The organism is Maledivibacter sp. (assembly GCA_025210375.1).
Classification (GTDB): domain Bacteria; phylum Bacillota; class Clostridia; order Peptostreptococcales; family Caminicellaceae; genus JAOASB01.
Genome location: JAOASB010000048.1, coordinates 1 through 15,669 on the forward strand (window position 1 = coordinate 1; position 15,669 = coordinate 15,669).

Below are 15,669 nucleotides of genomic sequence, written 5' to 3' on the forward strand. Positions count from 1 at the left end.
AAATAAAACTGGCGTTTCTTTATAGTTTGAATTGATTATCAAACTAAGGTTTAATTCCTTACACTGTTTAGTTTTCAATGTCCAAAGTTTTTTCGCTTCGTTTCTCACCAACGACGCTTAAATATAATATCATTTTTGTTTTTCTTTGTCAACAGTTTTTGAAATTATTTTTAAAAAACTTTTTATAACTCTTTAAAAATATTTTTTCCAAACCACTGTATTTTTTGACGCCTCTATATCCTAACATAAACTATTTATCATGTCAAATGTTAATTTATGGAGAGAGTATAGGTAACCTATACTCTCTATATAAATATCATTATTCTATAGGCTTCATGGTTGGGAAAAGTATTACATCTCTGATAGAAGCTGAATCAGTAAGTAACATCATCAATCTATCAACCCCTATACCTAGTCCCCCTGTAGGAGGCAATCCTACTTCTAATGCGTTTATGAAGTCTTCATCCATTGGATGTGCTTCTTCATCCCCACATTCTCTTTGCTTAAGCTGCTGCTCAAATCTTCCTCTTTGATCAATTGGGTCATTTAACTCTGAGAAAGCATTGGCAATTTCCCAAGTGTTAGCAAAGGCTTCAAATCTATTTGTAATCAATGGATTGTCAGGATTTCTTTTAGCTAATGGTGAAACCTCTACAGGGTGATGTAACACAAAGGTTGGCTGTATTAAATCCTTTTCACAGTATTCTTCAAAGGCAAGATTAACTAAATGTCCTCTAGTCATATGATTTTCTACTTCTAGATGTAATTTTTCCTTTGCAATCTTTCTTGCTTCTTCATCATTTTCTATGCCATAGAAGTCAACACCTGTTTTTTCCTCAACCATATCATGCATAGAAACTCTTTTCCAAGGTGGTTTAAAGTCTATTTCAGTGCCTTGATAGTTTATAACCGTAGACCCTAATGCCTTTTCTGCACAGTAAGCCACTAGGTTTTCAGTTATTTTCATCATATATTCATAATCTTCATAGGCTGCATAAAGCTCTATATTTGTGAATTCAGGATTGTGCTTTATAGAGATTCCTTCGTTTCTAAACATTTTACCCATTTCATAAACTTTGTCAAATCCACCTACAATAAGTCTTTTAAGATATAATTCATTTGCAATTCTCATCTGCATGTCTATATCTAATGTATTGTGATGGGTAAGAAAAGGTCTTGCAGCAGCACCACCGGCAACAGTTGTGAGGATAGGGGTTTCTACTTCTAAATATCCTTTTTCATCTAAAAATTCCCTTATGGCTTTGATTATTTTATTTCTTTTTAAAAATGTTTCCTTAACTTCTGGATTAACAATAAGGTCAACATATCTTTGCCTATATCTAAGCTCAGTATCCTTAAGTCCATGCCATTTTTCAGGTAAAACCTGTAAAGACTTAGAAAGAAGCTTTACTTCCTCTGCTCTAATAGATATTTCTTCTTTCTTTGTTTTAAATACTGTTCCTCTTATACCTACAATATCTCCTATATCATATGTAGTAAATACTTCATATTCTTCTTCACCTATAGCATCTTTTCTGACATATGACTGAATTCTTCCGTCTCTATCCAATATATCTATAAAGCTGGCTTTGCCCATTGTTCTTTTGGCCATTATTCTACCAGCTATTTTTACTTCTTTTCCTTCAAACTCTTCAAACTTATCTGCTATTTGAGTACTAAATGCAGTTCTTTCAAATCTTTCAATTTTAAAGGGATCTCTCCCCATTTCTTGTAGCTTTTTAAGCTTTTCTCTTCTTATCCTCAGTACTTCGCTAATATTTTGTTCCTCAGTCATTTAATACTGCACCTCCTATTGTATTTTTATCTCAAGTATTTTATAATTTGTAACTCCATCAGGAATTTGAACCTCAACAGTTTCCCCTACTTTGCTTCCAATTAAAGCCTTTCCAACAGGAGATTCATTCGAAATCTTTAGTTCATAGGGATCAGCCTCAGCCGAACCAACAATAGTATATTCTACTTCTTCATCAAACTCTAAATCCATAACTTTTACCGTCGAACCTACACTTACTACATCCTTAGATATATTACTTTCATCAACAACTCTTGCTTTTCTTAAGATGGTTTCAAGTTTAGCTATTCTTTCCTCCACCTGTGCTTGTTCGTTTTTGGCTTCATCGTATTCAGAATTCTCACTTATATCTCCAAAAGCTAATGCTTGCTTTATTTTCTCAGCTACTTCTTTTCTTTTTACTGCTTTTAGTTCTTCTAATTCATCTTCTACCTTTTTCAATCCTTGCTTAGTTAAAATTATTTCCTTATCAACCATTTATTACCTCTCCCTTATGATTTAATATTGAATATAATATTTCATAAAATAAGCAACCTTAATTCTTTTAAAGTAATGTTTATTTCCCTAATATATGTTATTTTGATAAAATTATTCTTACAATTGAGGAAATTGCATAACTCTGACTTAGCTAAGTTGCATATGCAAATATCATCCTTAATTTGAGTATTTAAGATATAGCATATTTGGTGGTATATACCTTTGGAGATTTTTAAACTATATATAGTAGCTGGTTTTTTGTAGGAAGTAATTATGCAATTTGCTCAATTAAATATAATGTTTGTAAGTATTTAATAGTATAAGCACTGGGCCTCAGTGCTTATACTTATGCGCATTATTATAATGTAGTTGTAATTTATTGTCAAGATAATAATTTACTGTTATTTTTAAAACCCCATAACACTAAACAAGTATTTCATTAAGATGATTCTCTATCATCTTTACACTATTTGCAGTATTTATTTTATTTCTAACCTTAGCGGCATTTCTTATTCCCTTAAGATACCATGCACAATGTTTTCTCATCTCTCTTATGGCCACATACTCACTTTTATTTTCTATTAACATATATAGATGTCTTCTACATACCTCTACCTTTTCTTCTACCGTAGGAGAGGGTAAAACTTCTCCTGTTTTAAGATAGTGGGTAACTCTTTTAAATATCCATGGATTCCCTTGGGCTCCTCTGGCAATCATTATACCATCACAGTTAGTGATTTTTTTCATCTCTTTGGCATCCTCTACCGAGAATATATCTCCATTACCAAATACAGGTATATTAACGGCTTCTTTTACCCCTTTTATTATTTCCCAATTTGCCTTGCCAGTATAAAACTGCTCCCTTGTTCTTCCGTGTACGGAAATAGCATTAGCTCCACTCTCTTCTATAACTTTAGCTACCTCCACAGCATTTATGCTGTCACTATCCCAACCGGTTCTTATCTTAACAGTGACTGGCTTATCAGATGCCTTCACTATACCACTTACTATTTTGCCAATTAACTTAGGATTTTTCAAAAGCGCCGATCCATCACCATTTTTCACGATCTTAGGCGTAGGACATCCCATATTTATATCCAATATATCATGGTTATGATGGTTTATTTTTTTAGTAACCTCTGCCATAATTTCAGGATCCGAACCAAATATTTGAAGACCTACTGGTCTTTCTCTTTCTTCAATTTTCATTAGTCTTTTAGTTTTAGGATCATTATAATATATCCCCTTTGCGCTAATCATCTCTGTAAATACAATCCCACACCCAAATTCCTTACAGATAAGTCTAAATGTCAAATCTGTAACTCCAGCCATTGGTCCCAATGCAACAGGATTTTCTATATTTATATTTCCTATTTTCAATATATCACCTACTTTTATCTTACATATATATAGGGTTTTCATAGTATAACTTAACTTATACATGGACAAATATGCGACGGTTCTGGGCATTTTGGACGTGTATAAATTAAAGTTTTGAATGTAATCTCTATAATAATAACGCCAGGATTAATATTCCCGGCATTTTATTCTTTATTCATCTCATATATTAACCTTAATCCTTCTAAAGTTAAAAATCTATCTACATGGTCTATGGTTTTTGACTCAGAGGCTATTAGTCCTGCCAACCCTCCAGTAGCTATTACTTTAACTTTTTTAGATTTAAGTTCTTCCTTCATTCTTTCTACCAAATAGTCAACTAAACCAACGTATCCATATATAATTCCTGATTGCATACTTTGAATAGTATTTTTACATATAACCTTTCTAGGTTTGTTTAATTCGACTCTTGGCAGTTTAGCGGCTCTTTGAAATAATGCATCACTAGATATTTTTATACCCGGTGAAATTGTTCCTCCTAAATACTCACATTTTTCAGATATGGCACAAAATGTAGTTGCTGTTCCAAAATCAACTACTATTATGGGGCCACCATATTTATGAAAAGCTGATACAGCATTAACTATTCTATCGGCTCCAACCTGTCTAGGATTATCGTATTTTATATTTATTCCTGTTTTAATACCAGGTCCAACTACTATAGCTTCTTTATCACAAAACTTAATGGACATATGCTGAAGGGAATACATTATAGTTGGAACTACTGAAGATATTATTACATCCGTAACCTCTCTCATATCTAAACCGTCATAGGTAAATAATTGATTTACTAACATACCAATTTCATCGGATGTTTTTGATTTATCTGTAGACATTCTCCAATACTTTATTAATTCTTTATCTTTATATACACCTAATACAATATTTGTATTACCTACATCAAATGCTAATAACATCTAAATCACCTACTTATCATCTATTGTATATGCTTACCGGACATTTTTCCCCTTTATTTTAGGGCCGCTTTTTTTAAAAGAAATGTCCTTAATAATAATCATCTTAAGTATATTATCATGTTTAAGTAATCTTATCAATAATAATCCCATATTATTCGTAGAAAATTTAAAACCCTACTAGGTCATTTTATTTCTAAGATATTCGTGACATCCTCAACGTACCCTCTAGGTATACCTCAAACTTGATAAAGGTCTTAGAAATCAAAATCCCTTGTACTTTTTTAAACATTCCATAGAGAGTTTAGGATAAATCTTAATTTATACATAGCCATCGATTCCCCTTACGGAAACCTCTCCGGATATAATATTTATTATCTCTCCATCATCCTTTTTTATTACTAGTTCACCATTTTGTGAAATATCTATGGCTTTTGCAATCATAGTTGTATTTTTATTGATTATTTTTACTGTTTTTCCTAATGTTACTGATCTTTCTTTACATATATCCACTGTCTTTTTTAAACTTCCAGTACCAATAAAATCGTAGTATAATTTTTCAAACTCCTTCACTATATTTATGACAAGTTTCCTTCTAGATACTTCACCTCCCAGAGTCATCCTTATAGAAGTAGCTATATCTTTTATGTCCTCTGGAAACTCATGTATATTTACATTTATCCCTATTCCTACTATTACATAATTGATATCATTTAACTCTGCACTCATTTCCGTAAGTATTCCACATATCTTTTTATTATCAAGAATTATATCATTGGGCCATTTAATACCAACCCCTAAATTTGTGACCTTATCAATGGCATTGGCAACTGCGGCAGCTGTTATCTCCGTTATTTTCGCCGCTTCACTAGGATATATAGCTGGTCTTAGTATCATTGACATATAAATGTTACTCCCATTCGGTGATACCCAAGTCCTTCCCAATCTACCTCTACCACCGGTTTGCTCATCACTAATCACGATAGTCCCTTCCTCAGCACCATCCATGGCTAGTTTTTTACCATAATTATTTGTTGAATCAATGGTTTTAAAACAATATATGTCATTACCTAGCCTATTGGAGTCAAGTTCTATTAAAAGCTCTTCCCTTGATAATATATCCGGTTCTTCTATGAGCTTATAGCCCTTTCTAGGTATGGATTCTATTTTATAGCCCTCTTCTTTTAAGGCATTGATATGCTTCCATATGGCGGTTCTACTTACATCCAATTGATTGCTTAATTGTTCTCCCGATATAAAATTTTCTTTATTCTTCTTAAGTACTGTTAATACTTCCTTTTTCAAATTTAGCCCTCCAATTGTGGACAATTATAATATAAGTCTTCAAATTTATTACACTTCTAAATTATATATTAAATTTATTCCCATGTAAAAATAAACAAGTATGATGGCTAGTCTATTTTTAAAATGTGTTTAAAGCAAAAAACAAAAAGGACAGAAAGTACTCCTCCTGTCCTTTGATTTACTTTACTATCCGAATAATGATAATAATACACCCGCCGCAACTGCTGAACCGATAACCCCTGAAACGTTAGGTCCCATTGCATGCATTAATAAGAAATTTGATGGGTTTTCTTGTTGTCCTACTACTTGGGATACCCTTGCTGCCATTGGTACTGCCGAAACCCCAGCGGAACCTATTAGTGGATTTATCTTTCCACCGGATACCCTATACATGATCTTACCAAGTAGTACTCCTGCTGCTGTACCAACACCAAATGCAATTACTCCTAGTACGATTATCTTTATTGTCTGCCACTTCAGAAATGCATCTGCAGTCGCAGTTGCACCTACTGATAATCCAAGGAATATAGTAACTATATTGATCAGTGCATTGGATGCTGTTTCCGTTAGTCTTTGTGTTACTCCACATTCCCTAAATAGGTTACCAAGCATAAGCATACCTATTAATGTGGCCGCTGGTGGTAACATCAGTGATACTAATAATGTTACCATTATTGGGAATAGTATCTTTTCCGTCTTCGATACTGGTCTTAGCTGTTCCATCTTTACCATACGCTCTTTTTTAGTTGTTAGTGCCTTCATTATCGGCGGCTGTATGATTGGAACAAGTGCCATATATGAATATGCCGCTACGGCTATAGGTCCAAGTATTTCCGGTGCTAATTTTGATGCCAGAAAGATTGCTGTAGGCCCATCGGCTCCTCCGATGATCCCGATAGCTCCTGCCTGCTGGGCAGTAAAGCCTAGGAATATTGCGCCTAAGAATGTGGTAAATATACCGAACTGCGCTGCTGCACCTAATAATAATGATTTGGGATTAGCTATTAGTGGCCCAAAGTCCGTCATTGCTCCTACGCCCATGAATATGATTGGTGGAAATATTCCAAGCTCATCACCCTGGAAGAAATACCATAAAAGTCCACCGGGTATTACGTGGCCATGGGGATCTACTCCAGGAGCATTCATCATCCCCGCTAATGGTAGATTGGTTAAAAGCATACCAAAGGCTATGGGTACTAAAAGCAATGGTTCAAATCCTTTTTTTATTGCCAGATAGAGAAGCAAACATGATATAGCTAACATTACAATATGCTTTGGTTGCTGAAATAAAGTTATAAATCCTGTGCTATTCAGGAATTTAATTATGGCTTGACCCATTCGTGCATCTCCTTTCCTTTGAAGTGTCCTTTTTAGGATATTAAGATAATATTATCCTAATACTATTAGAACATCTCCCGCATTTACTGATGCACCCTTGGAAACATTTACTGATACTACTTTTCCACCTGCAGGTGCCATTATTTCATTTTCCATCTTCATAGCTTCTAATATAAGTAATACATCACCATTACCCACTGTATCTCCTTCTTTTACCTTTATGTCAAGTACTGTCCCTGGCATTGGAGCTGTGATAGTGTTTGCACCCGCTGGAGCTGGAGCTGCTGGAGCCGCTGATTTTGGCGCAGGTGCAGCCTTTGGAGCTGGCGTTGGAGCTGCTGATCTTGGAGCCGCTGCTGGTCTTGATACCGGTGCTGATACAGCTCCGCCTATTTCTTCTACTTCTACTTCATATGCCTTACCATTTACAGTTATATTAAACTTTCTCATTTTAGTTCCTCCTTCAAATCATTTGGTTTTGTATGGTTAACCACAGTATTTCTAAAGCATTTGATTCATTTGGTCTACTCTACCTGCTCTACCCCATGCTGGAGTAGCATCCGCCACCCTTACTATATTTCTTACTACTATATTGTGGGTAGATGTATTTAGACTTGCTGCTATAGCGGCCGTAATTATTGCTACTAGCTCTTCGCTTTCCCCTAGGTCTTCTTGTGGTTTTACCTCAGGAGCTGGTGCTGGCTTTACTGCATTAGTTGCCTTTTTAGTAGGCTGTGTAGTATGAAGGAGCTTAGTCATTATTATGATCAATCCCCATAAAATCATAAGTGCTACGAAGGTTATAGCCATTCCTAGCAATGTTACCTGTAGGGATGCCATAGTCTTTTCACCTATAGTCATGGTCTTTATTATCTCAGGATCGGCTAATCTATCAACTAGACTTAAGTTTTCCATCACTTCACCTCTTTCTGTGTATATTTACGAAAAAACATACCTTGCTAGAGAAGACACATATGTTTTTTGGAAGTTCCCTTTATAAAGCAGTTTTGTCCTTTCTCTATTTAAATGATAAACTGGTTTATAGGAGGAACTGGAAGAAAACATATGTGGCTTCTCCACCGTCTAACTGTTTCTATAGTGGAATATTTCCGTGTTTTTTGGCTGGTCTTGTTTCACGCTTTGATGATAACATGTTTAGTGCATCTACAAGTCTTGGTCTTGTTGAGTTTGGCTCGATTACATCGTCTACCATACCTCTTTCCGCCGCCTTGTATGGTGTAGCAAATTCCTCAGTGTATTCGTTTATCTTCCTTTGTCTCATTTCCGCTGGGTTATCTGCATCCGATATATCTTTTCTAAATATGATATTTGCAGCTCCCTTTGGTCCCATTACTGCTATTTCTGCCGATGGCCATGCTAATACGATATCTGCTCCTAGCTCTTTGTTACACATTCCTATATATGATCCACCATAGGCTTTTCTAACTATTAGCGTCACCTTAGGTACTGTTGCTTCACTGTACGCATATAGCATCTTCGCTCCATGTCTTATGATTCCACCGTATTCCTGAGTAGTTCCTGGTAAAAATCCCGGTACATCTACTATATTTAATAGTGGTATATTGAAGGCATCACATGTTCTTATGAATCTTGCCGCCTTATCCGATGCACTTATATCCAAGCATCCTGCCAGTACCTTTGGTTGATTTGCTATGATACCTACTGTACTTCCATTTATTCTTGCAAAGCATGTAAGCATATTTTGTGCAAAATATTGCTGATACTCATAGAAATCTCCATCATCCACTATCAGTGATATTATGTCCTTCATATCATATGGTTTGTTTGGATTATCCGGTATTATCGTGTCTAACTCTGGTACTATTCTATTTATATCATCTGCTGTGTCAAATACAGGTGCTGTTTCCATATTATTTGATGGAAGGAAGCTAAGTAATCTTCTTATGTCAGCTATACAAGCTTCATCATTTGACGATACAAAGTGGGCTACACCACTTTTGCTGTTGTGGGTCATGGCTCCACCTAAGGCTTCTGCTGTTACTTCTTCCCCCGTTACTGTTTTTATTACCTGTGGTCCTGTTATGAACATCTGGCTGGTTTGATCCACCATATATATAAAGTCTGTTATTGCCGGTGAGTATACTGCTCCCCCTGCGCATGGTCCCATGATTGCTGATATCTGTGGTATTACTCCTGAGGCTATGGTGTTTCTATAAAATATCTTTGCATAGCCACCTAAAGCATCTACCGCTTCTTGGATTCTTGCTCCACCTGAATCATTTAGTCCCACTACTGGCGCTCCTACTTTTAGGGCATTGTCCAATACCTTACAGATTTTTTCTGCATGCATTTCTCCTAGTGAGCCTCCGATTACCGTAAAGTCTTGGGCAAAGGCATATACTAACCTTCCATCTACCATACCATATCCCGATACTACACCTTCTCCCGGTGCTTCCAACTTTTCCATACCAAAGTTTGTACATCTATGCTTTACAAACGCATCTAGCTCTACAAAGGTCCCCTCATCAAATAGAAGGTTTATTCTCTCCCTTGCCGTCAGCTTCCCTTTAGCATGCTGCTTTTCAATTCTCTTTGCTCCTCCGCCCGCTTCTATCTTTTGGCGGCGCTTTCGTAAATCTTCTAATTTGTTTACAGCCATCCTTTATTTACCTCCCATAGCATATATTATCTTTGTTTTTATCAAAGTTTGTACTATTGTCTTTCACTAAGCTCAACTAATACTCCATGGGAGCTTTTTGGATGCATAAATGCTATCTTAGCTCCACCAGCTCCATATCTTGGCTTTTCATCAATCATTCTAAAGCCTTTTGACTTCATATGTTCAATTGCCTCTTCAATGTTTTCAACTTTGAATGCTACGTGCTGTATTCCTTCTCCCTTTTTTTCAATGTACTTGGCAATTGGTCCATCGGGGGAAGTAGATTCAAGAAGTTCAACCTCTGTATCTCCTAATGGTAAGAATGCTACTTTAACCTTTTGTTCTTCCACTGTCTCAGTCCCTTGAACCTCTAAACCCAAAGCCTCAGTATAAAACTTTAATGTTTCATCCAAATTTTTTACAGCTATACCAATATGATCTACCTTTAAAACTTTCATTCTAAATCCTCCTTCAAATTTATATTCATATAATTTCATCCTTCATCGGTCAATTGCAAGCGTCAACTGCCTCAGGAATTTCTAAAAGGTCAATACTTTTAAATCTAGGTTAAGATTAAGTACCAAATTGAAACTTATTATATAGATTTCCTAAAGTTAAACTTAATTTATACATCTCAAAATATCCGATGTTTCTAGGGATTTTTGATGTGTATAAATTAACTGTTTAAATGGAATATCTATAGAGAGTTCCAAGTAAATCTTAAAGTTAATTTTCAACTTTTAATTTTAATCTTAACCCTAAAGCTTCACCTTAAAGTTTTATTTAAGTTTATCAAATATTAGTTCACATGCTGAGTAGGGATCAGTCTTCCTAGCCGCTACTTCTTTTGATAGTTCGTTGATCATTTGTTCCTTATTGGATTTGTCAAGCAATATGCTCATAAGCTTTTGCTGAACTAAATCAACAATTTCCGTTTTACTATTTCTAATTCTTCTTACTTCCTTTTCACCTGTTTCTTCTAAATAGCTCCTATGTTTTTCAACATGCTCAAGAAGTTCTTCAACTCCCTTGTTCTCTATTGCTACAACCATTTCAACAGGCGGACGCCAATCTGATTTGTTAAAATCTAACATCATTTCAATTTCCCTAGCAGTTCTTTTAGCTCCATCTCTATCGGCCTTGTTTACAGCAAAAACGTCTCCTATTTCCATTATTCCAGCTTTGATGGCTTGTATATCGTCCCCTAGTCCAGGAACCATTACCATAACAGTTGTATCACATGTTTTAACTATATCCACCTCTGATTGACCTACTCCAACAGTTTCAACAAATACATAGTCGCATCCATATATATCCAATATTTTAATAGCAGCTTGAGTAGATTCAGATAACCCTCCTAGGTGCCCTCTAGCTCCCATACTTCTGATAAAAACTCCCCTATCTAGGCTAAGGTCCGACATTCTTACCCTGTCCCCTAGTATAGACCCACCTGTAAATGGGCTTGTAGGGTCTATGGCAATAATCCCTATTTTTTTGTCTTTTTTTCTAAGACCTTTAACAAGTTTATCAGTAAGTGTACTTTTACCTGCACCCGGTGGCCCAGTTATACCTATGACATATGCGTTTCCAGATTTATGATATGTCTTTTTTAAAATTTCAAATGCCTCAGGATCCTTATTTTCTACTAAGGTTATAAGTCTTGCTGCTGCCCTTTTATCACCTTTTAGTAGTCTCTGTGCAAGTTCCATCTATATAACACCACCTATCTTTAACAAAAACGCCATTGGCAATTTGTTAATTCTAGGTTCCAAGCTCCACGTTACAAGCTCTTTAAGCTACCTCTAAAGGTGAATTTCAGCACCCATTAAACTTGCACCGTGGAACTTGGAACTTTATAAGAGCTAGCAATAAGGATCATACCTTATCACCAGCTATATATATTTTTTTGTTATCTTGTAACGTTTTCATTAATGTAATTAATAGTCACTTGTGTCGGAGTACCGGGAGTAAACACTTCCGCGATTCCCTTTTCCTTTAAATATGGGATGTCATCATCTGGTATAACTCCACCACCAACAACTAGCATATCATCTGCATCTTCAGCCTTTAATAGTTCTACTACCTTCGGAAGTAAAGTATTATGGGCTCCCGACAATATACTCATAGCAACTACATCAACGTCCTCTTGAATGGCTGCACTTACTATTTGTTCCGGTGTTTGTCTAAGTCCTGTATAGATAACTTCCATACCTGCGTCTCTTAAGGCCCTAGCTATAACTTTAGCTCCTCTATCATGACCATCTAAACCTGGCTTAGCAACTAAAACTCTAATAGGTCTATCCATTTAATTTTCCTCCTTATCGTCTTTCAGTCCTTACAAATTAACGGATTGTTGATATTCGCCAAATACTTCTCTCATTACTCCACAGATTTCTCCTAGAGTACCATATACTCTAACAGCCTCTAATATGAATGGCATCAAGTTATCGTCACCTTCACATGCTTTTCTTAAAGCTTGTAATCTTTCTTTAACGGCTTCGTTATCCCTTTTAGCTCTTAACTGCTCAAGTTTTCCTTTTTGAAGTTCTCCAACTGCTGGATCAACTCTAAGTAGCCCCTTAGGAGCCTCTTCTTCGATTTGGAACTTGTTCATACCAACAACAATTCTTTCATTTGATTCAACTTCTTTTTGATATTGATAAGCAGCATCCATGATTTCTTGTTGGATATATCCCATGTCTATAGCCTTTGGAGCCCCACCAATTTCATCAATCTTCTTGATATACTCCATGGCTTTATCTTCAATTTCTTTAGTCTTAGCTTCAATATAATATGATCCTGCTAGAGGGTCAACTGTATTCGTAACACCACTCTCATATGCTACTACCTGTTGAGTTCTAAGTGCGACTCTTACTGAGTCTTCAGTCGGAAGTGCCAATGCTTCGTCTTTGGAGTTAGTGTGTAAAGACTGAGTTCCACCAAGGACAGCCGCAAGTGTTTGTATAGCAACACGAACTATATTGTTTTCTGGCTGCTGTGCAGTTAATGTAGATCCACCGGTTTGTGTATGGAACTTAAGTCTCATAGAATTCGCTTTTTTAGCTCCAAATCTTTCTTTCATAATTTTAGCCCATAATCTTCTTGCAGCTCTGAACTTAGCAACTTCTTCTAATAGATCATTATGTGCATTAAAGAAGAATGAAAGTCTAGGGGCAAATGAGTCTACATCAAGTCCTGCTTTAATGGCTGCATCAACATATGCTATACCATCGGCAAGGGTAAATCCTACCTCTTGTGCGGCTGTTGAACCAGCTTCTCTAATGTGGTATCCTGAAATACTTATTGTATTCCATTTTGGAACTTCCTTTGAACAATATTCAAAAATATTGGTTATAAGTCTCATAGAAGGCTCTGTTGGGAATATATATGTTCCACGAGCTATATACTCTTTTAATATATCATTTTGTATTGTTCCTCTTAATTTATCTGCACTAACACCTTGCTTTTCACCAACAGCAATGTACATAGCTAGTAGTACTGAAGCAGGTGCATTTATAGTCATTGAAGTACTTACTTTGTCAAGTGGTATTCCATCAAATAAAACTTCCATATCAGCTAATGAGTCAATCGCAACTCCAACTTTACCAACTTCTCCCTCTGATAACGAATGGTCTGAGTCATAACCAATCTGTGTTGGTAGGTCAAAGGCAACAGATAAACCCATTGAACCTTGTTCTATAAGGTATTTATATCTTTTGTTTGATTCTTCTGCTGTAGCAAATCCAGCATACATTCTCATTGTCCAAAGTCTTCCTCTATACATGGTAGGCTGAGCCCCACGAGTATAGGGATATTGACCTGGCATACCTAATTCTTCATTGTAATCAAAATCTTCTACATCTGCTGGTGTATATAATCTATTTACTTCATCACCAGACCCCGTATAAAATTTTTCTTGTCTCTCAGGTCTTTTCGCCAATGACTCTTGAGTTTTTGCCTCAAAAGAATTAGCATTTTCCTTAATTTGAGATAGTTTTTCCTTGTCAAACATCAGTTTTCCTCCTTTTTGATGTCTTATTTTATTATTTAGCTATACTACATATTACTCTATATAGAATATCATAAAACAAGCAAATAGTAATTATCTTATGAGTTTTTATACATGTATAAACCTATAAGTTTGTATACAATCTGTAGTATAGCCATTTATACTGCAAAACTTTTATCTTATATAAAATATTCCATTGAAAATTTACATGTAGCTTTGTAGTTTCATTATCTAAAACCATTTATGGGGATTTTAGCTATTTAACCTTCATTGAACCGGTTTCTAAAAACCTTGCATGCCACGATAGTGCCTCACCAATTACATGGGGCTCATGTTTATATTTACCCCTACTTGCTCTTTCAAAATACTCATTGAGCATTGGCTTATAATCAGGATGGGCACATTTTTCGATAATTCTTTTAGCCCTTTCCGTGGGAGATGTATTTCTAAGGTCAGCTAAACCTTGTTCTGTAACTACAACTGCTACATCGTGTTCAGTATGGTCTACATGGGATACCATTGGTACTACTGAAGAAATGCCTCCACTCCTTGCAGTGGATACAGTCGTAAATATTGAAAGATATGCATTTCTAGTAAAGTCTCCTGAACCTCCAAGCCCATTCATCATTCTTGAACCCATAATATTAGTAGAATTAACGTGTCCATAAATATCAAATTCTATGGCGGTATTCATTGCTATAACCCCAAGTCTTCTGGCAACCTCTGGATGGTTTGAAATTTCCAATGGCCTTAGGATACAATACTTTGAATAGTGTTCCATGTTATCGTGTAGTCTCTTTAACCCGTCCTCAGAAGGTGTCAATGAACAACCTGAAGCCACTGTTACCTTACCTGCATCTATTAGATCGAACATAGAGTCCTGAATAACCTCTGTATAACAAGTCAAATTTTCAAAACTAGATTCCACCAAACCACCCAGAACCGCATTTGCAACAGAACCAACACCCGATTGAAGTGGCAATAAGTTTTTAGGCAATCTTCCGGCCCCCACTTCATGCTCTAAAAATTCAATTATATGGCTTGAAATCCTTTTAGAGTCTTCGTCTATAGCCCCCAATGGTCTAACGTTGTCTTTTATATCACATTCCACAATTGCAACAATTTTTTCTGGATCACAGGGAATATATGGTGTTCCTATTCTATCACCTGTACTTAGAATAGGAATAGGTTTTCTATTAGGAGGATTTTTAGTCATATAAATGTCATGCATACCTTCTAATTCCATAGGTTGGCTTGTGTTTATTTCAATTATTACGATATCTGCATTACTAACAGCTTGAGGAGATATCCCAACAGAAGTAGTGGGTATAATGCCTCCCTCCTCTGTAATAGCTAAAGCTTCTATAACAGCTACATCTACTTTCCCAAGAAATCCATAATTTATAAATTGTGCTACATGGCTAAGATGCATATCCTGATACATTACTTTACCTTCATTGATAGCATTTCTAGAAGATTTATTTGTTTGATAGGGATATCTTCTTTTCATGACTCCCGTCCTTGCCAATGCACCATCTAATTCATCCCCCACCGATGCACCCGTGATTACTGTTAAACCTATTTTCTCTCCATTCTCAGCTCTCTTTGCTATAGCCAATGGAACTGCCTTTGGATATCCAGATGGAGTAAATCCACTGGTTGCCATTATCATTCCATCTTTTATAAACATTGCAGCTTCATCCGCTGTCATTATTTTATTTTTAAGATCCTCTCGTCTAATTCTATTTATTATCATAATATTTCCCCCCTATTT

Annotated in this window: 14 protein-coding genes; all 14 read right to left on the reverse strand. The window is 35.8% G+C overall.

The genetic code is table 11. From position 1 onward, the window contains the following. Positions 1–319 precede the first annotated feature (319 nt). The gene (gene lysS, locus N4A68_16670) at positions 320–1,795 is read right to left on the reverse strand and encodes a lysine--tRNA ligase (protein MCT4565929.1); all 1,476 of its coding nucleotides are present in this window, start codon (positions 1,793–1,795) and stop codon (positions 320–322) included. A 15-nt stretch (positions 1,796–1,810) separates the two neighbouring features. After that, positions 1,811–2,290, reverse strand: coding sequence for a transcription elongation factor GreA (greA, locus tag N4A68_16675; GenBank protein MCT4565930.1), 480 nt, complete (start codon positions 2,288–2,290; stop codon positions 1,811–1,813). A 423-nt stretch (positions 2,291–2,713) separates the two neighbouring features. After that, the gene (gene dusB, locus N4A68_16680; GenBank protein ID MCT4565931.1) at positions 2,714–3,670 is read right to left on the reverse strand and encodes a tRNA dihydrouridine synthase DusB; all 957 of its coding nucleotides are present in this window, start codon (positions 3,668–3,670) and stop codon (positions 2,714–2,716) included. 164 nt (positions 3,671–3,834) lie between these two features. Beyond that, positions 3,835–4,605 (reverse strand): type III pantothenate kinase, encoded by a 771-nt coding sequence (locus N4A68_16685; protein ID MCT4565932.1) that lies wholly within the window; start codon positions 4,603–4,605, stop codon positions 3,835–3,837. A 318-nt stretch (positions 4,606–4,923) separates the two neighbouring features. Further along, complete coding sequence (locus N4A68_16690) at positions 4,924–5,907, reverse strand: biotin--[acetyl-CoA-carboxylase] ligase (GenBank protein ID MCT4565933.1); 984 nt, start codon at positions 5,905–5,907, stop codon at positions 4,924–4,926. 186 nt (positions 5,908–6,093) lie between these two features. Continuing rightward, positions 6,094–7,245 carry a sodium ion-translocating decarboxylase subunit beta gene (locus N4A68_16695; protein MCT4565934.1) on the reverse strand — a complete coding sequence of 384 codons (1,152 nt, stop codon included), beginning with the start codon at positions 7,243–7,245 and terminating at the stop codon, positions 6,094–6,096. Between the two features lie 51 nt (positions 7,246–7,296). Continuing rightward, entirely contained in the window at positions 7,297–7,695 is a 399-nt protein-coding gene (locus tag N4A68_16700; GenBank protein MCT4565935.1) for a biotin/lipoyl-binding protein, read from the reverse strand. 51 nt (positions 7,696–7,746) lie between these two features. Then, the gene (locus N4A68_16705) at positions 7,747–8,160 is read right to left on the reverse strand and encodes an OadG family protein (GenBank protein ID MCT4565936.1); all 414 of its coding nucleotides are present in this window, start codon (positions 8,158–8,160) and stop codon (positions 7,747–7,749) included. Between the two features lie 178 nt (positions 8,161–8,338). Further along, positions 8,339–9,886: a methylmalonyl-CoA carboxyltransferase gene (locus N4A68_16710; protein MCT4565937.1), complete on the reverse strand. Its 1,548-nt coding sequence runs from the start codon at positions 9,884–9,886 to the stop codon at positions 8,339–8,341. A gap of 53 nt (positions 9,887–9,939) precedes the next feature. Beyond that, positions 9,940–10,344: a methylmalonyl-CoA epimerase gene (mce, locus tag N4A68_16715; protein MCT4565938.1), complete on the reverse strand. Its 405-nt coding sequence runs from the start codon at positions 10,342–10,344 to the stop codon at positions 9,940–9,942. A 321-nt stretch (positions 10,345–10,665) separates the two neighbouring features. Next, positions 10,666–11,595: a methylmalonyl Co-A mutase-associated GTPase MeaB gene (gene meaB / locus N4A68_16720; GenBank protein ID MCT4565939.1), complete on the reverse strand. Its 930-nt coding sequence runs from the start codon at positions 11,593–11,595 to the stop codon at positions 10,666–10,668. Positions 11,596–11,795: 200 nt separating this feature from the next. Next, a complete protein-coding gene (locus tag N4A68_16725; GenBank protein MCT4565940.1) occupies positions 11,796–12,191 on the reverse strand; it encodes a cobalamin B12-binding domain-containing protein in 396 nt (131 codons plus the stop codon). A 30-nt stretch (positions 12,192–12,221) separates the two neighbouring features. Further along, on the reverse strand, positions 12,222–13,898 hold the full coding sequence (locus tag N4A68_16730) for a methylmalonyl-CoA mutase family protein (protein MCT4565941.1): 1,677 nt from the start codon (positions 13,896–13,898) through the stop codon (positions 12,222–12,224). 253 nt (positions 13,899–14,151) lie between these two features. Beyond that, entirely contained in the window at positions 14,152–15,651 is a 1,500-nt protein-coding gene (locus N4A68_16735) for an acetyl-CoA hydrolase/transferase family protein (GenBank protein MCT4565942.1), read from the reverse strand. Between the last annotated feature and the right edge of the window lie 18 nt (positions 15,652–15,669).